This window comes from Neobacillus piezotolerans (assembly GCF_003362805.1).
Taxonomy (GTDB): Bacteria; Bacillota; Bacilli; order Bacillales; family Cytobacillaceae; genus Bacillus_D; species Bacillus_D piezotolerans.
The window spans coordinates 443,033-462,443 of the sequence record NZ_QNQT01000001.1; the positions used below are offsets into that span (position 1 = coordinate 443,033).

Consider the following 19,411-nt stretch of genomic DNA (forward strand, 5'->3'; position numbering starts at 1 on the left):
GGGAAAAGAATATGTGCTGTACCTAAAATATTATCGGGGTGTATAACATTTGTCACAGCGTAAATATTTCCTGTTGCCTAAAATAGATGGTGGGGAAAGCAGGCATTTAACCCTGCTTTGAAATTGTAAAAGGGAAATGGGAGGGGAAACATGTCAATTCTGCCAAAAAGAAATGACCTTGGTTTTTTTGAAATCCGCCTTGAATCGATTGGCGGGCTCGGTGCAAACCTTGCCGGAAAGATGCTTGCTGAAGCAGGGGTTCTCGGCCTTGGCCTGAATGGTTCGAACTTTTCATCGTATGGTTCGGAGAAAAAAGGGTCGCCCGTAAAAAGCTTTATCCGCTTTTGCGACCCGGATGTTGAAATACGGGATCATAGCCCGATAGAACAGCCGCACATTATCGGAGTTTTCCATGAGGCTTTGTATAAAATGGTCAATGTTGTCAGCGGCCTGGACGCCGAGGGGATTGTACTCGTCAATTCCGCCCGGGATTTTGACGGCGTTAAAAAGGATTTGAAATTGGAATACGGCACACTGGCGATTGTCGACGCACTCACAATAGCAGTCGAGGAGAAAACGAAAGTAAATACCGCGATGCTTGGTGCGCTATTTCGGATTTGTGAGTTTCTTGACCCAGAAGCCATGAAAAATGTAATTAGAAAAACGTTTGAAAAGAAGTACCCTCATTTGGTCGAACCAAATATCAGGACATTTGAGCGCGGATACAACGAAGTCCAGTTCAAGATTTATGATGCGCCGGTTGGCGCGGAAGGGAAGACGTTTACGCGGCCGCTTCCGCTCCTTGGCTATTTCACACAGGAGATAGGCGGTACGATTACCGCTCCGGCGAACAGTATCCTCAAGGATTTAAGCGGTTCAAGGCAAGGGTTCCTTCCTGAATTAAAAATCGAAAAATGCATCCACTGCGCATCATGCGATACGGTTTGCCCTGACTTCTGCTTCGTATGGGAAAAGGGGCAGGACAAGCGCGGCCGGGAACAAATGTTTTTGAAGGGCATCGATTATCAATACTGCAAAGGATGCCTGAAATGTGTTGAGGCATGCCCGACCGATGCGCTTGGCGACCTGCGCGAAACGATTGGCTACGCTGAAGCCAACAGGGTAAGGCAGAACTTTCCTTATGCGGCGGGGAGGATATAGAAATGGCCATGTTGGAAGAACAATTAAAAGAAACTGCAAAAGCGGAGCAAGTACTCACGTTTGAATCCGGCAATGAAATGGCCGCGATGGCCGCGGCGCAAATAAATTATCATATAATGGGGTACTTTCCGATTACGCCATCAACCGAGGTAGCCCAATACCTTGATATGATGAAGGCGAGGGGCGAGCACGACATTAAGCTGATTCCTGCCGACGGGGAACATGGCTCAGCGGGGATCTGCTACGGCGCAGCGGCGACAGGGGCGAGAGTTTTCAACGCGACAAGCGCGAACGGGCTCCTGTATATGATTGAGCAGCTCCCGGTCCAAGCGGGGACGCGCTTTCCGATGGTCATGAACCTTGTCACAAGGGCTGTAAGCGGGCCGTTGGATATCCGGGGTGACCATTCGGATTTGTACTATGCATTGAACACGGGATGGGTCATCCTGACTGCTAGGACGCCGCAGGCTGTTTATGATATGAACATCATGGCCCTGAAAATCGCCGAGCACTCGAAGGTCCGTTTGCCGGTCATCGTTGCTTATGACGGATTTTTCACCTCCCACCAAAAGAGGCGGGTTGAATTTTTCAAGGACCGCGCGGTGGTCCAGAAATTTGTTGGTGAGTGCCCGCTGGACTACAATTTTGCAAGGGATCCGAAAAAACCGGTAACAATCGGCGCGCATATGAACGGCGAAGACCTGATGAACAACCATTTCCAGCAATCCGAAGCAATCTATGTGGCCGGCGAGGTATTCCGTGAGGTTACAGCCGAATATGCGAAGCTTTCAGGCAGGGAGTATCCTGTGCTTGACCTTTATAAAATGGAGGATGCGGAAGTAGCGTTATTCCTGCTGAATTCCGCGGCCGAATCCGCGAAGGATGTTGTTGACAAACTGCGTGCGAAGGGGATTAAGGCTGGCGTCATTTCACCGAATATCATCCGGCCATTCCCGGCCAACGAAATCCGTGAGGCGCTTAAAAATGTAAAATCATTGCTTGTTGGCGAGCGCGCCGATTCGTATGGAGCGCACGGGCCGAACCTGACACATGAAGTAAAGTCGGCTCTCCAGGAAGACAAGGAAAACGCCACGGTTGTCCTGAGCAGGGTATTTGGCCTCGGGGGCAAGGATTTTTACGCAGATGACGCTGAAGCATTTTTTGAAATGGCCATCGCGGCAAAGGAAAAAGGATTTGCCGAAAAGCCGTTTGATTATTACGGGATTGTGCCAGGGAATCCGGAAAAAGAGCTAAAACCGGTTATCGAACCGCAGCATGGAGAATCGTATAAATCGGGCCTTATCGATGTGAAAATGGATGAGGAAACAGGGGAATTAAAGGTGAAAATCCCGCCGCTCCGCGCGCTTGCATCCAAGCCGAAGCGCCTGGGATCGGGCCATGGCGCGTGTCCTGGATGTGGAATTTTCCCAGGGCTTGAACTTTTCTTCAAAGGAATTGAAGGCGATATTGTCGTTCTCTACCAGACCGGGTGCGCCTATGTAACGACGACAGCCTATCCATACACATCGCATAAGCAAACGATGATCCACAACCTTTTCCAAAACGGAGCGGCGACGTTGTCCGGTACGGTCGAGGCGTTCTTTGAGCTGAAAAAACGCGGGGAAATCGAAATTGCCGAAGATGTGACGTTTGTAATGATAACGGGTGACGGCGGAATGGATATCGGGATGGGATCAGCGATTGGAACCGCCCTCCGCGGCCATAAGCTGATCATTGTAGAGTACGATAACGAAGGCTACATGAATACTGGATCACAAATGTCCTATTCCACCCCGATGGGCCACATGACGAGCACAACGAGCGTCGGGAAGACCCAGCAGGGCAAGAGCTTCCATCATAAGGACACTGCGCAGCTGATGGCCGCGGCGAATATTCCGTATGTCTTCACGGGTACGGAGGCATTCCCGCAGGACCTTGTAAAAAAAGGCGCGAAGGCACAATGGTACGTTCAAAATGTCGGGACCGTTTATGGAAAAATCCTGATCACCTGCCCTCTGAATTGGAAATCGGAGGACAGGTATGGCAGCACCATCATGGAAGCGGCAGTCAATTCGTGCTTCTTCCCGCTATATGAAATCGAACAGGGTAAGACAGCAATCACGTACAATCCGGAAGAAAAGAACAAACGGGTGCCTGCATCCGAATGGCTTAAATACATGGGCAAATCAAAGCATTTGCTGAAAGAAGAAAACAAGGAAATGCTCGCGGTCTTCGAAAAAGAAATCGAGAAACGCTGGCAGCGCCTGAAAGCTAAGCACGATCACCCAATGCTTTAATCCGATCGGTCCAGGTACAAAAAACTTAAGTGAAGCGGCCCCTTTTTGCGAAAAAGGGCCGCTTTTTTTAATTCCGTGAGCGGGATGTGCATGTTCTTTAGGCTGTTTTCGGTTTCCGGGCTTGCTATTAGACTTTATTTTGTCTTCCATTCCTTCATAATGAACTGTTTTTAAGAGACAAGAAAATATATCGAAAATTATCGAGGAGATATCGAAAAAATTTTTGTTTTATCGAAAGATTTTAGGCAAATATCGAAAATTTGATGGCGAATATCGAAAACTGTCTCAATTTAGACAAACTTTCCAGCGCGGGGGTTGCCTGCCCAATTTCTAAATATCACCAAAACACCTATTGACTGCAACTTGACGATTTGATATAAATCTAATTAGATATATACCAAATTAGTAAAGGTGATAAATATGCAATTAGACAAGCTGGTTGCTTTTTATAAAGCGATGGGCGATCCGACACGCATCCGTATCGTCAAGCTGCTGGCAGGAGGGTCACTCCATGGGCAAGCGATTGCAGGCAAGCTTGGATTAAGTCCGCCTACGATTACCCATCATTTGAAAAAACTCCGGGACGTCCATGTTGTTTTTGAAAGAAGGGACAAAAATACAATTTATTTTTACCTAAATGAAAAAGTTCTGGGACAGCATGCGAAGGCGCTTACGCAGCTGGCCGAAAAAATAGGGGAGGAAGTCGAAGAAATGGAGAATGTTAGCCAGGAAAGACAAAAGGTAATCAGTAATTTCTTTACGGCGGATGGGAAACTGAAGACCATTCCGGCCCAAAGGAAGAAAAAACTTTTTGTATTTGAGCATATTGTAAAAGGGCTGAAAAAGGGCGTGAAGTACGAGGAAAGGGAAATAAACGAGTACATTAAACAGTTTCACGAGGATTACGCTACCATACGGCGCGAATTCATCATCAACCATTACATGTATAGGGAAAATGCAGTGTATGAGCTGAATCCGGAAGAAATGTGGGCAAAGCCATAAAACACAATAAGGAGGCCTCCAGCCGGCGGGCCTCCTTTCTTACACTATTCTTAATAATGTTCAGGCCTTCTGTCTTCAAAAACAGGAATGATTCCACGAACTTCCTTCACTTTGTCGAAGTCGATTTCAGCTGTAAGTATTTCCTCGCCTTCCCCGGCCTCCGCGATTACCTCGCCCCACGGGTCGATTACCATCGAATGGCCAGCGAACACATTTTTCGGATCGCTACCCGCCCGGTTGCATGCAATTACATAGCACTGGTTTTCAATCGCCCTTGCAATCAGGAGGGAGCGCCAATGTGCGACCCTGAGCTTTGGCCATTCCGCGACTACAATAATTGCTTCCGCCCCTTTGGACGCATGCTTCCTGAGCCATTCAGGAAATCGGATGTCATAGCAGACAAAGCCGGCAAACCCGCGGCCTTCAAGCTCGAAATTGGCTGTTCCGGTTCCTGGAATGAAATAATGATGTTCGTCCATCAGCTGGAACAAATGGAGCTTGCTGTACGTATGGACAAGTTTCCCATCCTTTGAAATGACGAGTAATGTATTTTCAACGCCGTTGCCAGTTCGGTTCGCCACCGATCCACCGATTAGATTGACCCCGTTTTGCGCGGCTGTTTTTTCAAGGAAAGCGATAGACTCGGCCGCTTTGCCATCCGCGATCTCATCAAGCCTCTCGAGGTCGTAGCCGGTCGTCCATAATTCAGGCAGGACAACCAGGTCAGGATTTTCTTCCACCGCTTCTTGAATCAATCTATCGGCGATAATATAGTTTTCTTCGGGATTACCATATGCGATATCCATTTGCGCGATGGCAATTTTCATCTTCAAGTTAATTTCCCCCAATTCAGAAAAGTAAAAAACCTCTTTACAAGATATCTTTTACGTTATATCATTTGTGACTAGATTTCCATAAAAATATAAATTCATATAGAAGCAGGTGGCTTATTGTGAAGGAATACCCCAAGTCCGATTTATTGAACAGCCTTCCAGGGCAATTTTTCGCGGGGCTCGTCAAAAAGGTTGGCGAGGCGATTGCAGAAGGCCATGATGTCATAAACCTTGGCCAGGGAAACCCTGACCAGCCGACTCCGCCGCATATCGTGAAGCGGCTTCAAGCGGCCGCTGAAAATCCGCTAAATCATAAATACTCTCCTTTTCAAGGCTTCAAGTACCTTAAGAAGGCCGCGGCCGATTTTTATAAACGGGAATACAATGTTGATTTGGATCCCGATACGGAAGTCGCCATCCTTTTTGGAGGAAAGGCTGGGCTTGTGGAAATCCCGCAGTGCATAATGAATCCGGGTGAACTGATGCTAGTTCCTGACCCCGGTTATCCGGATTATTTATCAGGCGCGGCATTGGCACAGGTAAAGCTTGAAATGATGCCGCTCCTTGAGGAAAACGGTTTCCTTCCTGATTACTCAGCGATTTCGGCGCATACACTGGAAAGCGCCAAACTGATGATTCTCAATTACCCAAACAATCCAACCGGCGCGGTTGCGACAAAAGAGTTCTTTGATGAAACTGTGTCGATGTCAAAAAAGCATGGCATTTGCGTCGTCCATGATTTTGCCTACGGGGCAATAGGATTTGAAGGTGAGAAGCCTGTCAGCTTCCTTCAGTCTGAAGGTGCGAAAGAGATTGGCATTGAAATTTATACGCTGTCAAAAACATATAACATGGCCGGTTGGCGGGTCGGGTTCGCCGTTGGGAATCAGAGCGTAATTTCAGCGATAGAACTGATGCAGGATCATTTGTATGTTTCCCTGTTCGGTGCTGTCCAGGAAGCCGCCGCGGAAGCATTGAATGGCCCGCAGGACTGTGTCGCGGAGCTGGTCCTTCTTTATAAAGGCAGAAGAAAGGCGTTAATTGGCGGATTAAGGGAAATTGGCTGGGATGTCGCCGCACCGCAAGGCTCCTTTTTTGCCTGGCTGAAGATCCCGGAACGATTCAGCTCGATGGAGTTTGCCGATTATTTGCTGGAGAAAGCGCATATCATGGTCGCGCCCGGCATTGGATTTGGCCAATTTGGCGAAGGCTATGTCCGTGTTGGCCTCCTCGCATCGGAAGAGCGGCTTTCGGAAGCGGTCAGCCGGATAAAAGCATTGGACATTTTTTAAAAAATATTGACATTGAATTTATTTCCTGCGATAATCCAAATTAAATCTTAACATTATGAAAATAGTAAATATATAAAAATCATTTCTTATCAAGAGCAGGCGGAGGGACTAGCCCTATGAAGCCCGGCAACCGACTTATTTTTAAGCACGGTGCTAATTCTTGCAGCGAAAGCTGATAGATGAGAAGAGATTAGTTTGCCGCGCTAACCTCTTCTTTGGAAGGGGTTTTTTTAATGCAAAAAACAAAAACAAGCCTGTGTTGGGACAAGAAACACCGCCCAGGAAAGGATGGACATCATGAGTGAATTGATAGCGACATATCACGTCGGGGATGAAAGGAATCCCGAGAAAAAAGCGGAGGAAATCGCATTGGGCCTTACGGTCGGTTCATGGACAAGCCTGCCCGCTCTTGAACAGGAGCAGTTAAGGAAGCACAAAGGAAGAGTCGTATCTGCTGAACAAATCAACGATGGCATTGCGGAAATCTCGATTGCATATCCCGCAGCCAATTTTTCCGCCGACCTTCCCGCTATTCTTACCACTGTGTTTGGAAAATTGTCGCTCGATGGGAAAATCCGGCTTCTTGACCTGGAATTTGGCGAAGAGCTTAGATCCTTTTTCCCTGGGCCGCGCTTTGGGATTGAGGGAGTGCGGGAAAGGCTGGATGTCCATGATAGGCCCCTGTTAATGAGCATATTTAAAGGGGTCCTTGGAAAGGACATTGATTTCCTCTCAAGTCAATTAAAGGAGCAGGCATTGGGAGGGATTGATATTGTCAAAGATGACGAAATCCTTTTCGAAAATCCGTTGACTCCTTCGGGAAAAAGAATTCAAGCGGGACGACGGGTCCTAGATGAAGTATTTTTCGAAACAGGGCACAGGACGCTTTACGCCGTAAACCTGACAGGGAGGACTTCGGAGCTAAGGGATAAGGCGAAAAGATTCGCGGAAGATGGAGCGGATGCGCTCTTGTTCAATGTTTTTTCCTACGGGCTCGATGTCTTGCAGGAATTGAGGGAGGATGACAGCATTGGCCTGCCGATTATGGCGCATCCAGCCTTCAGCGGTGCAATCGCTTCATCGCCTGTATATGGCGTTTCCCATCCGCTCTTATTAGGAAAATTGCTCAGGTATGCCGGCGCCGATCTTGCTTTATTTCCTTCACCATACGGTTCGGTGGCATTGGAAAGGGAAAGCGCGCTTGGGATTGCTGAGGAATTGACGGTTGAAAGTACATTCAAAAAGGCTTTCCCGGTTCCGTCTGCTGGAATCCATCCCGGCCTTGTGCCACTGCTGATTTCCGATTTCGGAATTGATTCGGTCATCAACGCGGGCGGCGGGGTCCATGGGCACCCTGGAGGAGCTTCCGCGGGCGGGAGAGCTTTCCGCCAGGCAATTGACGCAGTTCTGTGTGGTATAAGCCTTGGCGAAGCCTCTGAAAGCCGCCAGGAACTTAAAACAGCTTTGAAACTGTGGGGTACTCCGAAAAAGGAGGCGGCAAAATGAAAAAACCTGTCATTTACTGTGATTTTGATGGAACGGTAACCGAAAAAGACAACATTATTTCAATTATGAAAGCCTTCGCCCCGCCAGAGTGGGAACCGATTAAGGACCAAATCCTATCGGGACAAATCTCAATCAGGAAAGGGGTTGGCGAGCTATTTTCACTGCTTTCCTCAAGCGATAAGGAACGGATTGCCGAGTTTGTGATTGGACAGGCGAAAATCAGGGAAGGATTCGGTGAATTCGTCGCTTATGCAAGGGAAGAAGGCATTCCTTTGTATATCGTAAGCGGGGGAATCGATTTCTTCGTTCTTCCGCTACTTTCCCAATATGGTCCGTTTGATGGGGTTTTCTGCAATACATCGGACTTTAGCGGTGAAACAATCGAAATCCATTGGCCCAACAGCTGTGACGAAAACTGCGGCAATGACTGCGGCTGCTGCAAGCCAAGTGTCATCAGGCGGCTAGGCCATGGGCGCGACTATTTTAAGATAGTAATTGGCGACTCGGTAACGGATCTCGAAGCCGCAAAACAGGCGGATTTCGTCCTGGCGCGTGATTTGCTGCTTGAAAAGTGCGGGGAGTGGGAGCTGCCCCATGATTCATTTAACAACTTTTATGATTGCATAGCATCAATTAAAAAAAGGACAGAGGTGAAAGAGCGGGCATGCTGAACGAAAAATGGAATGAGCTTGCTGACGTGAAGGATGAGCTTTCGGGACGGGATTGGTTTATGGGAACAAGCGGCAACCTTGCAATAAAAGTGAGCGGTGAGCCGCTGCAATTCCTTGTAACTGCGAGCGGGAAAGATAAAAGAAAGCGTACGGATGAGGACTTTTTGCTAGTTGATGAATTTGGCAGGCCAGTTGGGGAAACACATTTGAAGCCTTCGGCCGAAACACTGCTGCACGTTGAAATATACAGAAGGACAAATGCTGGCTGCAGCCTCCATGTCCATACAATCGACAACAATGTCATATCCGAAATATACGGGGATCGCGGCGAGGTATCGTTCCAGGGCCAGGAGATTATTAAGGCGTTTGATAAATGGGATGAAGATGCGGTCCTCAAGATCCCAATTATCAAGAATTTTGCCCATATCCCGACTTTGGCGAAGGAATTTTCGCATCATATCCACGGAGATACAGGAGCGGTGCTCATCCGCAACCACGGAATCACCGTGTGGGGAAGAAATGCTTTTGAAGCAAAAAAGGTATTGGAGGCTTCAGAATTTTTGTTCAGGTATCAGCTCCGCCTCCTCGAGCACAAACCATTTCAATTATTTAAGGTAGTTTAAAAGAGCCAGGCTAGAAATAAACCGGGTTTAAGGAAAGCCAAACCAGCCTGGCAAGGTACTGCAAAAACTTATTATAGGAATGAGGTATTTAAAATGGCATGGATCAACTTTCAAAATAGCGGTGAACAATTACACGGGCAGCAAGAAGTAGCGGCCTTCCTGGAATCACAGGAAGTTATTTATGAACACTGGAATGTAGGCAAGCTGCCGGAGAATCTGAAAGAAAACTTTGCTCTGTCCGATGGAGACAAAGATGAAATTCTGAAAACTTTCGAAAATGAAATCAAGGAAATTTCAGCACGAAGGGGCTACAAAGCACAGGATGTCATTTCGTTGTCAGACTCGACTCCCAACCTTGATACACTCCTGGAAAATTTCAAGAGGGAACACCATCATACTGACGACGAAGTCCGCTTCATTGTCAGCGGCCACGGCATCTTTGTCATCCAGGGGAAGAATGGTGAGTTTTTTGATGTTAACCTTGACCCGGGCGACCTTATTTCTGTTCCTGAAAATGTCCGTCACTATTTTACCCTCCAGGAGGACAGGAAAGTTGTGGCAATCCGGATTTTTGTTACGAAAGAAGGCTGGGTGCCAATTTACGAAAAAGCTATATAAATATATTCGCATGGGCCGATTCCAGTTGGAGCCGGCCATTTGCATTTTTCGGAAAAATGGTGAGGACAATGTCGAAAAACGGCGAAACGTTAGATGTTTTGACCTGTTTTGCGAATCTATTTACATTACTTCCAAAGGCTGGCATAATTCAACAGGTGCCCCTTTTTACTTCAAGGGTACCTATGGTTATTGTAAAATAATGGATTCAGTTGGAGGCAGGGTAAGGGTGTTTATGAATAGCTTCGAATTGTTGCGATTGATGGATGAAATTCAGCGGAAACGAAAAGTAATGATTGAATCGGCAAAAGAGAATGGATTTACAGATGAAATGACAATTCAATACAGCCAGGAACTTGATGAATTGATTGTCGCCTATCAAAAAGCAAGGCAAACCGCCTCACAGTACCCAAACCGGGGGGGCAATATCCTTTTAAACTGGCGGCTTGCTCGTACAAACAACAGGGAAAGGCTGGCGGTCTCCGCGGCCATATAAAACATCGGCAGGGAATGCGTATAGGCATTCTCTTTTTTTTATGGAAATAATCCAACATTCTATCCAAAATTTATTTAAAAAACTTCCAAATGTGATTTATATCATTGTCTATATCTGAATATTTTTTATAGTAGTAATTAACAGCTATGATATTCATCCCACTGGACGGTTTTCCCGCTTTCCAGGCCGTTGCCGGATTATACCCTTGTCAGCGTACCATGGGTTCTCGCCGTTATTGTTGGTACTATGCTTGTTTTATGATTCATATATCGTAATACAAAGCATTTGATTAAGTAATAGGGAAGCGCTTACACAAATTTATTGCAGAGGGGAAGGTAGTACATGCATATTGTTGTTTGTGTCAAACAGGTACCAGATACAAAAATCATTAAAATCAATCCCAAAACAAATACGCTTGACCGCCGGAGCGCGCCAGCCATCCTGAATCCATACGACGCCCACGCTGTCCAGGAAGCCGTTAAGATCAGGAAGCTGACAGGGGGAACGATCTCTGTCCTTTCGATGGGACCGCCCCAAGCAACGGCTGTCATTAAAAGGAGCGTCGAAATCGGTGCCGATAGGGGCTATCTGATTTCGGACCGGGCGTTCGCCGGAGCGGATACGCTAGCCACAAGCTATGCGTTATCAAAAGCGCTTGAAAAAATCAGCAAGGAAATGCCAATCGACATGGTGATTTGCGGAAAGCATGCCATCGATGGGGATACGGGGCAGGTTGGCCCTGGAATTGCCAGGAGGCTGGATATTCCTCCTGTTACTAATGTGATTGAAGTTGCCGAAGTAAACTTAAAGGAAAAGACAGTCCTGATAAAACGGAAGCAAACAAATGGCCATGAGCTCATACAATCCCAGCTCCCTTGCCTTCTGACCGTCGAAAAGGAAATAAATGATATTGAATACTCGCCGCTTCCGAATATGATCAAGGCTGCCAGGTACGAGCCTGTCATCTGGGCTGTGAGTGATTTTGAAAATGTTGACCGGACCCAGCTAGGCCTTAAGGGGTCTCCGACCATCGTAGGCAAAATGTTTTCCCCACCAAAGCCGGAAGGCGGAAAAAGGCTCGAAGGCACAGCCGATGATCAGGTAAAGGAGCTAATAAGCCTCCTAATGGACAAAAGAGAGCTATTAATGCCCAAATCGGCAAACTAATCAAACCAGCATAAGGGGATAGGAGGATTCTGATGAATTTAGATGATTACAGAGGGGTTTGGGTTTTTATAGAAGAAACGGATGGTGTAATTGAAGGCGTATCACTTGAATTGCTTGGCGCGGGAAGAACGCTTGCCGATAAGCTCGAAGTACCGCTTGCCGGAGTCCTGATGGGGGATGGCATTAAGCCGCTTGCTTCAAAAGTGATCGCGCACGGGGCCGATGAGGTTTATATGATCGACCACCCGGTCATGAAGCACTATCGGACGGAGTCATTCATGAAAGGCGTCATCATGCTCGCCGAAAAATATAAACCGGAAATCTTTCTCTATGGCGCAACGCCAAACGGAAAGGATTTGGCAAGCGCCGTCGCGACCGATTTGAATACCGGGTTGACCGCGGATACGACAATGCTTGATATTGATATGGACAACCGCCTATTTGAAGCAAGCAGGCCGGCGTTCGGTGGAAATATCATGGCGACCATCCTCTGCAAAAAGCACAGGCCTCAAATGGCGACGGTCAGGCCAAAGGTTATGAAAGCACTCGAACCGGATCCTTCCCGTACAGGGAGGATCATCGAAGAAAAAATCGCGCTTTCGGAAGAAGATATGCGTACAAAAGTGCTTAAAATTGTGAAAGACATAACAAATAAGGCAAATCTTGCCGAAGCCCATGTCATTGTTTGCGGCGGCAAAGGAATGGGAGACCTGCAAAACTTCCAGATGCTCTACGACCTTGCAGACGCGATTGGCGCGACTGTCGGGGGAACAAGGGATGTAGTGGAGGCCGGCTGGCTGCCCCACCATCTTCAAATCGGGCAGACCGGGGAAACGGTCACGCCAAAAATCTACTTTGCGATTGCCTTATCCGGTGCGATCCAGCATGTCGTCGGCATGAAGAACTCGGAAATCATCATTGCAATCAACAAAGATCCAAACGCGCCGATTTTTGATGTGGCCACCTACGGCATTGTAGGGGATGCACTGGAAATCGTCCCGAAATTGACAGAACAATTCAAACAGATGCGGAACCAAAAGGGCGGTGAAATCAGTTATGCCTGAAAAATTTGATGTAATCGTCGTTGGCGCCGGCCCAGCCGGCACGGCATGCGCCCTTGTGTGCGCGAAGAATGGATTGAATGTGCTGCTGATTGAAAGAGGGGAATACCCTGGAAGTAAAAACGTAATGGGCGGAGTCCTTTACAGGAAGCAGACTGAGGAATTGATTCCCGAGTTCTGGAAAGAAGCGCCACTTGAGCGGCCAGTCGTCGAACAGCGTTTTTGGATGATGGATAAGGAATCAGTCGTTTCCTTCGGGTATAAAGGTATGGAATGGGCAAGTGAACCATTTAATAATTTCACTGTCCTTAGGGCTCAGTTTGACCAATGGTTCGCCCAGAAGGCCGTCGAACAGGGCGCGCTTCTGATCAACGAGACTGTAGTAACCGAATGCATCGTAGAAAACGGGAAGGTGATCGGGGTGAGGACGGACCGGCCAGACGGCGATGTGTACGCTGACGTGGTTGTCCTGGCCGACGGAGTTAACTCCCTTCTAGGTAAGCAGCTTGGTTTCCATAAAGAGTTCCGTCCTGATGAAGTTGCTTTGACAGTGATGGAAGTTATCAATCTTCCAAAGGAAAAAATTAACGACAGGTTCAATCTTGAAGGCAACCACGGCTGTACGATTGAAATATTCGGGGATTCCACAAAAGGGAATCTAGGTACTGCTTTCCTATATACAAATAAAGAGAGCCTCAATATCGGAGTTGGAACAACCTTATCGAGCATGATCAAAGCGAAACTGAAGCCGTATGACCTGCTCGATTACCTAAAGACCCATCCGATGGTGCGCCCGATGCTTGAAGGCGGGGAATCAGCAGAATATTTGGCCCACCTCATACCTGAAGGCGGTTTCAGGTCGGTTCCAAAGGTCGCCGGGAATGGGGTCGTGGTTGTAGGGGATGCAGCGCAGCTTGTCAATGCGATTCACCGGGAAGGGTCGAATATGGCCATGTATTCCGGAAAGCTGGCCGCGGAAGCGATTATTGAGGCGAAAGCTCGCGGCAATTACAGCGAAGCAAGCCTGAACAGTTATCGCGAAGCGCTTTATGGCAGCTTTATCATGAAAGACCTTGAAAAGTACAAGGATGCGGCACACACATTTGAAAAATATCCACAGTATTTCAAGGAATACGTACCAATGATGAACCAGGCAATGAGCAAATTCTTCACGGTTGACGGAACACCTAAACGCGACAAGCAGAAGGAAATCATGAAGAGTATTACTAGTGAACGCGGCACGCTCAAGGTGCTGCAGGATGTCTATCGCGCATGGAAGGCGGTGAAATAATGTCAACCAAGACTCTGGAAGAAAAACAATATCTCCTCCGTTTCAGGTGTGACACGAAGTCCCATCTAACCGTTCTTGACCATGATATTTGCGCGACAAAATGCCCTGATAAGCTCTGTACTGTGTTCTGCCCCGCCGAAGTGTACAAATGGGAAGGGAAGCGGATGCAGGTAGGCTTTGAAGGCTGCCATGAGTGCGGCAGCTGCAGGATTGGCTGTCCTTACCAGAATATCAAATGGGAATATCCAAAAGGCGGGCATGGCATCGTCTTCCGCCTCGCCTAAGGTAATATGAATTTCAAAAAAGCTGTCCGCTTCATTTCGCGGACAGCTTTTTTACGTGCATTCAACCTTTTAATAAGTATATGGGTGGAATAAACACTATTTGCATGATATGTACGGGATTTCACAAATGAAGGCAAAAAGAAGAAGCAAAAGAGAGGAAGATGGGACGGTCAGCTGATTTTTTTATCCGAGCCCATTGTGCAAAGTACATCATTTTTCCCAAATGATTCGATTTGTTGCGCAAGTTCGATTGCGGAGTCGATCGACTCCAATAATGTGGAGGCGTAATAAGGGTTCTCCCAGCTGAATGCACCTTCAGGGTCGGATGTGTAGACGAGCACCTTCCAATTGCAGCACCCTGCTGGCAGCCCTTCATGTTCACCCTGGAGCGCGATAAGCCAATGGGTGGCGCCTGTATCCGCAAAGGGGGATTCATTTAATAAGGCGGTGTCGTTCATCCCGATCGGCATCATACTTTTTGGATAAAAGTCTCTATAATGTGGGAAATTCAAGCTTTGTCCCTCCTTATTTTGGTTCTAACTAAATTATATGAAATCTTTGGCGGTGGATGACAGGTTAAATGTTAAAAATTTTCGAAAATTGTAAGCGTACCCATTCCTTTTTGACGAATTTGTGGCATGTGACCGCCATCACAACTAATTGGTTGAAAACTTCCTATAATGTTCTCAGATAACAATCTATTGAAAGGGGAAATAAAAATGAACGGTTGCTTGAGCGCATTTGGAGGAGCAGGGGAAGTTGAACTATGTTCCGGACTGAAACAATTAAAAGAGGAGCATCCCCCCCTTCTTTCCCAATTGGATGGCCTGCTTGAGGCAGTCAGGAAAATTGAAAGAGGCGAATATATAAAGGAAACATTCTTCGAATTGACTGAAAAGACAAAGCTATTCATTGCCGATTTGGGCCCCCATTCCGACCGGGAGGAAGGCGTGCTGTTCGAAATGATGGGGGAGTATATTGGGCGTACTTCTGGCCCTATCGCTGTAATGGAGTATGAACATGACCGGGCAAAGGACCTGATAGGCACTTATTTGACCAAAGCAGCGGAAGAAGGTGCGGAATTTTCCGAGGATGAAATCCGGGGGATGGCCGACCGGATCAAAGAAGCTTACTATACATTGACCGAGCATTTCGCCAAGGAGGAAAATGTCCTATTCCCAATGGCGCAGCGGATGTTATCAGAGGAAGAGAAAGAGGAACTATACCGCAGAATAAGAGAAATCTAGTAATGATATCACTAATGAAGCGGCAGCCGAATTTACATCGGCTGCCGCGTTTTAATTAAAATAGGTGCGGCCCCAGCGGATGCTTACATACTTCTATTGCCATTGCTCCAGTTTTTTGTCCGGCGGAAGGAGAAACGCTGACAAGCCTATTAATGGAAGGAAGCCGACTCCAGTGATCATTTCCTTCAGGCCCGCGAGATCGGCGATATAGCCAAGGCCAACCGAACCGATCGCTCCCATCCCAAAGGCGAGGCCCACCGTAAGCCCGGACATCAGCCCAATTTTTCCAGGCACGAGTTCCTGGGCATACACAACCGTTACAGAGAAGCTTGTCATCAAAATGAAACCATTCAGGATTAGGCAGGCAAGCGCAGCAGCGGGAGGCAAAAATGGCATAATCGCCGAAAAAGGGACCGCGAAAAGCATGGACGCGGAGATGACATTCTTTTTCCCGAACCTGTCGGCAATTGGCCCGCCAAAAAATGTTCCGGCAGCACCCGCGACGAGGAATGCGAAAAGCAGGTATTGCGCATGCTTGATTGTAAATGAGTATTCCTGGATTGCGTAAAAAGCGTAAAAGTTTGTAATTCCGGAAATATACCAGGAGCGGGCGAAAATCAGGAGCAGGATTAATGCCAGCGCCGGAATGACGCCTTTCGCCAGAGGGTTCTTCCCGGCGCTTTTCCCCACTTGTTTTACTGCCGCACTCTTTGCCGCAGAAAGCCTTCCAGAGTACCAGCGTGCAATATACACGAGCAGGACTACAGCAATTCCTGCTACTACGGAAAACAAAGCCGCCCCTCTCTGCCCGAATGGGACAAGGATTAGTGCTGTGATTAACGGAGCCAAAGCTTGGCCGGAATTCCCGCCGACCTGGTAAATGGATTGGGCAAGTCCCCTTCTCGGTCCAGCCGCCAGATAGGCGACACGGGATCCTTCAGGATGGAAAATCGCTGAGCCGATTCCGATAAAAATAACGTAAAGAATGATTAGTACAAAATTCGGAGCGAAAGCGAGGCCAAGAATACCTGCCATTGAACAGGCAAGACCGGCCGGCAGTGCATATGGCATTGGTTTTTTATCTGTCATCAATCCGACGGCGGGCTGCATGACGGAGGAAACGATATTCAGCGCGAAGGCGATCATGCCGAGCTGGGTGAAGCTAAGACCCAGAGATTTGCCGATAATCGGGAACATGGCAGGAACGACCGCCTGGAGCGAATCATTCAACAAATGGCATACGCCAATGATAAACAGGATTTTATATGCAGTTGCCTGTTCGGCTTGGGTGGGTTTTTGGATTACTGCTGCCTGGTTCATGTGGAAAACTCCCCTTAAGTTTGTCCCCCCTATATTACAGCATTTTCGTCCCGTTAAAAATAAAAAGAATCAATTTTTAGTTTAATTTATGGGTAAAGTAGTGTATGGAAGTTACTGTAAGAAGAGCCGTTGACAAGGGCGAAAAAGTTTATTATAATTATCTTGAATTCAAGATTATTTTATTAGCCATAAAAGGATTTGATTTAAATGGAAAAAGAATCTACTTCACAATCACTAAAGCTTTATATTGTCCTATCGCGGGCTTATAAAGCTATTAATGAGCAGGTAAATAAGTTTATTCAGGAGAATGGCCTGAACCCGACCGAGTTCGCGGTCCTTGAGCTACTTTACCACAAAGGCGACCAGCCTCTTCAGCAAATTGGCGGGAAGATCCTGATAGCGAGCGGCAGCATTACGTATGTCGTCGATAAGCTTGAGCAAAAAGGGTATCTTCAAAGGGTCGCGTGCCCAAGTGACCGAAGAGTGACCTATGCGCGAATTACCGATGAAGGCAAAGCGTTCATCGAGGAAGTTTTTCCCGAGCATGAACGGAACATCCATGAATTGATGTCGCGCCTAACTGATGAAGAACGCGAACAGGCAATTACTCTCTTGAAGAAACTGGGGCTGCCATCCGGTAAGTTTTAACAAATATTTTGAAAGCGGCATTATTGCCGCTTTTTTATATTGAAAAAAATCATGAATCACTCCCCTTAAGAATCTATTCTTCCGAAATCCGAAATTTTTTTCTGGATTTTGCTTCTCATGGAGGAATTGCCGGGCCGAATGTCGAAAGTATTAAGGAATTTTATTTAGAGAGAAGGGGTTTCATTGAAATTTCAGGATTATACATATGTAAGGCCGGACCTTGATGAGATTAAAAAGCAGTTTGAAACGGCGCTGGAAGAATTCAACTCCGCTGGCAGCGCGGCGGAGCAAGAAAATGCGATCCAGAAAATCAACGAGCAGAGGAATCATATCGGGACGATGATATCCCTGGCTTCAGTCCGCCATACAATCAATACGGAGGATGAGTTTTACAAGGCGGAGCAGGATCATATTGACGAAATTGGCCCTGAACTTGAAGGACTTATCACAAAATACTATGAAGCATTGACGAACTCGAAATTCCGTTTGGAGCTTGAAGAAAAGTGGGGACGCCAGCTGTTCGCGCTCGCGGAAGGGCAGTTGAAAACTTTCAAGCCGGAAATCGTTCCGCTTCTGCAAAAGGAAAACAGGCTGACAACCGAATACACGAAGCTTGTCGCTTCCGCGAAAATTGAGTTTGACGGGGAAGAACGTACCCTCGCACAGCTTGATGCATTCATTCAATCCGTGGACCGGGACACAAGGAAACGGGCAAGCGAAGCGAAGTTTGGCTTTTTCAGCGAGAATGAAGAAGCCTTCGACCGGATTTATGACGACCTTGTCAAGGTAAGGACTGAAATTGCCCATGAACTTGGCTATAAAAACTTTGTGGAGCTGGGCTATTACAGGATGCACCGTACCGATTACAACGCGGAAATGGTTGCTGGTTTCAGGAAGCAGGTCGAGGAGTTCATCGTTCCAATCGCCACAAAGCTAAAAAAACGCCAGCAAGAACGCATTGGCGTTGCCAATCTTTACTATTATGATGAAGGATTCAGTTTCACTTCAGGGAATCCGACTCCAAAAGGAAGCCCTGAGTGGATTATTGAAAATGGCCAGAAAATGTACGACGAACTTTCCTCTGAAACAGGTGAGTTTTTCCGTTTCATGCAGGACAATGGCCTAATGGATCTTGTCGCCAAAAAGGGCAAGGCTTCCGGCGGCTATTGCACATACATCGAGGATTATCAGTCTCCTTTCATTTTCTCGAATTTCAACGGTACATCAGGAGATATCGACGTGCTGACGCATGAAGCCGGCCACGCCTTCCAAGTGTATTCAAGCCGCCATTTTGATGTGCCTGAATACTACTGGCCGACTTATGAGGCTTGTGAAATCCATTCGATGAGCATGGAATTCTTCACTTGGCCGTGGATGGAACTGTTCTTCAAGGAAGACACTGAAAAATACAGGTTCCAGCACCTTAGCGATTCCCTGCTGTTCCTTCCGTACGGCGTTTCCGTTGATGAATTCCAGCATTGGGTGTATGAAAATCCCGAAGCAACGCCCGCGGAAAGAAAGGCGAAGTGGCGGGATATCGAAAGGAAATACCAGCCGCACAAGGATTATGAAGATAATGACTATCTGGCTCGTGGCGGATTCTGGCAGCGGCAGGGACATATCTATAATTCCCCGTTCTATTATATCGACTATACGTTGGCGCAGATTTGCGCATTCCAATTCTGGAAAAAATCCAGGGAAGACCGCGAATCCGCATGGAAGGATTATGCCCGCCTGTGCACGCTTGGAGGCAGCCAGTCCTTTACCGGGCTTGTCAAGGAGGCCGGCCTTATCTCTCCATTTGAAAAAGGCTGTGTTGAATCGGTTGTCGGCGTTATCGAGGACTACCTGAATTCAATCGACGACAAAAAACTGTAATATGTAAAAAGCCCGCTCC

General features: G+C 47.3%; 19 protein-coding genes and 1 riboswitch. Of the genes, 16 read left to right on the top strand and 3 right to left on the bottom strand.

Features of this window, described 5'->3' with window-relative positions; all coding sequences use genetic code 11:
- Positions 1-150: 150 nt before the first annotated feature.
- The 3 genes from DRW41_RS02010 (at position 151) to DRW41_RS02020 (ending at position 4,460) form a co-directional block, all read left to right on the top strand.
- The gene (locus DRW41_RS02010; protein ID WP_115450287.1) at positions 151-1,161 is read left to right on the top strand and encodes a 2-oxoacid:acceptor oxidoreductase family protein; all 1,011 of its coding nucleotides are present in this window, start codon (positions 151-153) and stop codon (positions 1,159-1,161) included.
- 2 nt (positions 1,162-1,163) lie between these two features.
- Positions 1,164-3,458, top strand: coding sequence for a thiamine pyrophosphate-dependent enzyme (locus DRW41_RS02015; protein ID WP_115450288.1), 2,295 nt, complete (start codon positions 1,164-1,166; stop codon positions 3,456-3,458).
- A gap of 420 nt (positions 3,459-3,878) precedes the next feature.
- Entirely contained in the window at positions 3,879-4,460 is a 582-nt protein-coding gene (locus DRW41_RS02020) for a DUF2087 domain-containing protein (RefSeq protein ID WP_115450289.1), read from the top strand.
- 50 nt (positions 4,461-4,510) lie between these two features.
- On the opposite strand, the gene DRW41_RS02025 is transcribed toward DRW41_RS02020, so the two are convergent.
- On the bottom strand, positions 4,511-5,293 hold the full coding sequence (locus DRW41_RS02025; protein WP_115450290.1) for a carbon-nitrogen family hydrolase: 783 nt from the start codon (positions 5,291-5,293) through the stop codon (positions 4,511-4,513).
- 119 nt (positions 5,294-5,412) lie between these two features.
- Between DRW41_RS02025 and DRW41_RS02030 the strand changes: the two genes are divergently transcribed.
- From DRW41_RS02030 to DRW41_RS02075, 10 genes are all read left to right on the top strand, one after another.
- Positions 5,413-6,585, top strand: a complete 1,173-nt coding sequence (locus tag DRW41_RS02030; protein ID WP_115450291.1) for a pyridoxal phosphate-dependent aminotransferase — start codon at positions 5,413-5,415, stop codon at positions 6,583-6,585.
- A gap of 83 nt (positions 6,586-6,668) precedes the next feature.
- Positions 6,669-6,771: riboswitch (SAM riboswitch) on the top strand.
- A gap of 111 nt (positions 6,772-6,882) precedes the next feature.
- A complete protein-coding gene (locus DRW41_RS02035; RefSeq protein WP_115450292.1) occupies positions 6,883-8,091 on the top strand; it encodes a 2,3-diketo-5-methylthiopentyl-1-phosphate enolase in 1,209 nt (402 codons plus the stop codon).
- Positions 8,088-8,762: a 2-hydroxy-3-keto-5-methylthiopentenyl-1-phosphate phosphatase gene (locus tag DRW41_RS02040; RefSeq protein ID WP_115450293.1), complete on the top strand. Its 675-nt coding sequence runs from the start codon at positions 8,088-8,090 to the stop codon at positions 8,760-8,762. Before DRW41_RS02035 ends, DRW41_RS02040 begins: the two co-directional genes overlap by 4 nt.
- Complete coding sequence (locus tag DRW41_RS02045; protein WP_115450294.1) at positions 8,756-9,385, top strand: methylthioribulose 1-phosphate dehydratase; 630 nt, start codon at positions 8,756-8,758, stop codon at positions 9,383-9,385. The genes DRW41_RS02040 and DRW41_RS02045 overlap by 7 nt, the downstream gene beginning before the upstream one ends.
- A gap of 93 nt (positions 9,386-9,478) precedes the next feature.
- Positions 9,479-10,003: a 1,2-dihydroxy-3-keto-5-methylthiopentene dioxygenase gene (locus DRW41_RS02050; protein WP_115450295.1), complete on the top strand. Its 525-nt coding sequence runs from the start codon at positions 9,479-9,481 to the stop codon at positions 10,001-10,003.
- A 259-nt stretch (positions 10,004-10,262) separates the two neighbouring features.
- Positions 10,263-10,496, top strand: a complete 234-nt coding sequence (locus DRW41_RS02055; protein WP_245959314.1) for an aspartyl-phosphate phosphatase Spo0E family protein — start codon at positions 10,263-10,265, stop codon at positions 10,494-10,496.
- Between the two features lie 342 nt (positions 10,497-10,838).
- Positions 10,839-11,663, top strand: a complete 825-nt coding sequence (locus DRW41_RS02060; RefSeq protein WP_115450296.1) for an electron transfer flavoprotein subunit beta/FixA family protein — start codon at positions 10,839-10,841, stop codon at positions 11,661-11,663.
- A 32-nt stretch (positions 11,664-11,695) separates the two neighbouring features.
- Positions 11,696-12,727 (top strand): electron transfer flavoprotein subunit alpha/FixB family protein, encoded by a 1,032-nt coding sequence (locus DRW41_RS02065; RefSeq protein ID WP_115450297.1) that lies wholly within the window; start codon positions 11,696-11,698, stop codon positions 12,725-12,727.
- On the top strand, positions 12,720-14,015 hold the full coding sequence (locus DRW41_RS02070; RefSeq protein WP_115450298.1) for an FAD-dependent oxidoreductase: 1,296 nt from the start codon (positions 12,720-12,722) through the stop codon (positions 14,013-14,015). The genes DRW41_RS02065 and DRW41_RS02070 overlap by 8 nt, the downstream gene beginning before the upstream one ends.
- Positions 14,015-14,299 (top strand): ferredoxin family protein, encoded by a 285-nt coding sequence (locus tag DRW41_RS02075; RefSeq protein ID WP_115450877.1) that lies wholly within the window; start codon positions 14,015-14,017, stop codon positions 14,297-14,299. The genes DRW41_RS02070 and DRW41_RS02075 overlap by 1 nt, the downstream gene beginning before the upstream one ends.
- Before the next feature lie 170 nt (positions 14,300-14,469).
- Here DRW41_RS02075 and DRW41_RS02080 read toward each other — a convergent pair whose 3' ends face one another.
- A complete protein-coding gene (locus tag DRW41_RS02080) occupies positions 14,470-14,811 on the bottom strand; it encodes a hypothetical protein (RefSeq protein ID WP_115450299.1) in 342 nt (113 codons plus the stop codon).
- Between the two features lie 207 nt (positions 14,812-15,018).
- Between DRW41_RS02080 and DRW41_RS02085 the strand changes: the two genes are divergently transcribed.
- Positions 15,019-15,546, top strand: a complete 528-nt coding sequence (locus DRW41_RS02085; RefSeq protein ID WP_115450300.1) for a hemerythrin domain-containing protein — start codon at positions 15,019-15,021, stop codon at positions 15,544-15,546.
- Positions 15,547-15,639: 93 nt separating this feature from the next.
- Here the strand turns inward: DRW41_RS02085 and DRW41_RS02090 are convergent, their stop codons facing one another.
- Positions 15,640-16,866, bottom strand: a complete 1,227-nt coding sequence (locus DRW41_RS02090) for an MFS transporter (RefSeq protein WP_115450301.1) — start codon at positions 16,864-16,866, stop codon at positions 15,640-15,642.
- A 207-nt stretch (positions 16,867-17,073) separates the two neighbouring features.
- Here DRW41_RS02090 and DRW41_RS02095 point away from each other — a divergent pair, with 207 nt between their 5' ends.
- Complete coding sequence (locus DRW41_RS02095) at positions 17,074-17,514, top strand: MarR family winged helix-turn-helix transcriptional regulator (RefSeq protein WP_115450302.1); 441 nt, start codon at positions 17,074-17,076, stop codon at positions 17,512-17,514.
- A 183-nt stretch (positions 17,515-17,697) separates the two neighbouring features.
- The gene (locus DRW41_RS02100; RefSeq protein WP_115450303.1) at positions 17,698-19,392 is read left to right on the top strand and encodes a M3 family oligoendopeptidase; all 1,695 of its coding nucleotides are present in this window, start codon (positions 17,698-17,700) and stop codon (positions 19,390-19,392) included.
- Positions 19,393-19,411 lie beyond the last annotated feature (19 nt).

Excerpts from the sequence above, each read along its gene's own strand:
- DRW41_RS02090 (WP_115450301.1), bottom strand. The coding sequence starts at position 16,866 with ATGAACCAGGCAGCAGTAATCCAAAAACCCACCCAAGCCGAACAGGCA.
- DRW41_RS02010 (WP_115450287.1), top strand. The coding sequence starts at position 151 with ATGTCAATTCTGCCAAAAAGAAATGACCTTGGTTTTTTTGAAATCCGC.
- DRW41_RS02065 (WP_115450297.1), top strand. The coding sequence starts at position 11,696 with ATGAATTTAGATGATTACAGAGGGGTTTGGGTTTTTATAGAAGAAACG.
- DRW41_RS02095 (WP_115450302.1), top strand. The coding sequence starts at position 17,074 with ATGGAAAAAGAATCTACTTCACAATCACTAAAGCTTTATATTGTCCTA.
- DRW41_RS02055 (WP_245959314.1), top strand. The coding sequence starts at position 10,263 with ATGGATGAAATTCAGCGGAAACGAAAAGTAATGATTGAATCGGCAAAA.
- DRW41_RS02070 (WP_115450298.1), top strand. The coding sequence starts at position 12,720 with ATGCCTGAAAAATTTGATGTAATCGTCGTTGGCGCCGGCCCAGCCGGC.
- DRW41_RS02085 (WP_115450300.1), top strand. The coding sequence starts at position 15,019 with ATGAACGGTTGCTTGAGCGCATTTGGAGGAGCAGGGGAAGTTGAACTA.
- DRW41_RS02060 (WP_115450296.1), top strand. The coding sequence starts at position 10,839 with ATGCATATTGTTGTTTGTGTCAAACAGGTACCAGATACAAAAATCATT.
- DRW41_RS02035 (WP_115450292.1), top strand. The coding sequence starts at position 6,883 with ATGAGTGAATTGATAGCGACATATCACGTCGGGGATGAAAGGAATCCC.
- DRW41_RS02045 (WP_115450294.1), top strand. The coding sequence starts at position 8,756 with ATGCTGAACGAAAAATGGAATGAGCTTGCTGACGTGAAGGATGAGCTT.
- DRW41_RS02015 (WP_115450288.1), top strand. The coding sequence starts at position 1,164 with ATGGCCATGTTGGAAGAACAATTAAAAGAAACTGCAAAAGCGGAGCAA.
- DRW41_RS02040 (WP_115450293.1), top strand. The coding sequence starts at position 8,088 with ATGAAAAAACCTGTCATTTACTGTGATTTTGATGGAACGGTAACCGAA.
- DRW41_RS02020 (WP_115450289.1), top strand. The coding sequence starts at position 3,879 with ATGCAATTAGACAAGCTGGTTGCTTTTTATAAAGCGATGGGCGATCCG.
- DRW41_RS02075 (WP_115450877.1), top strand. The coding sequence starts at position 14,015 with ATGTCAACCAAGACTCTGGAAGAAAAACAATATCTCCTCCGTTTCAGG.
- DRW41_RS02050 (WP_115450295.1), top strand. The coding sequence starts at position 9,479 with ATGGCATGGATCAACTTTCAAAATAGCGGTGAACAATTACACGGGCAG.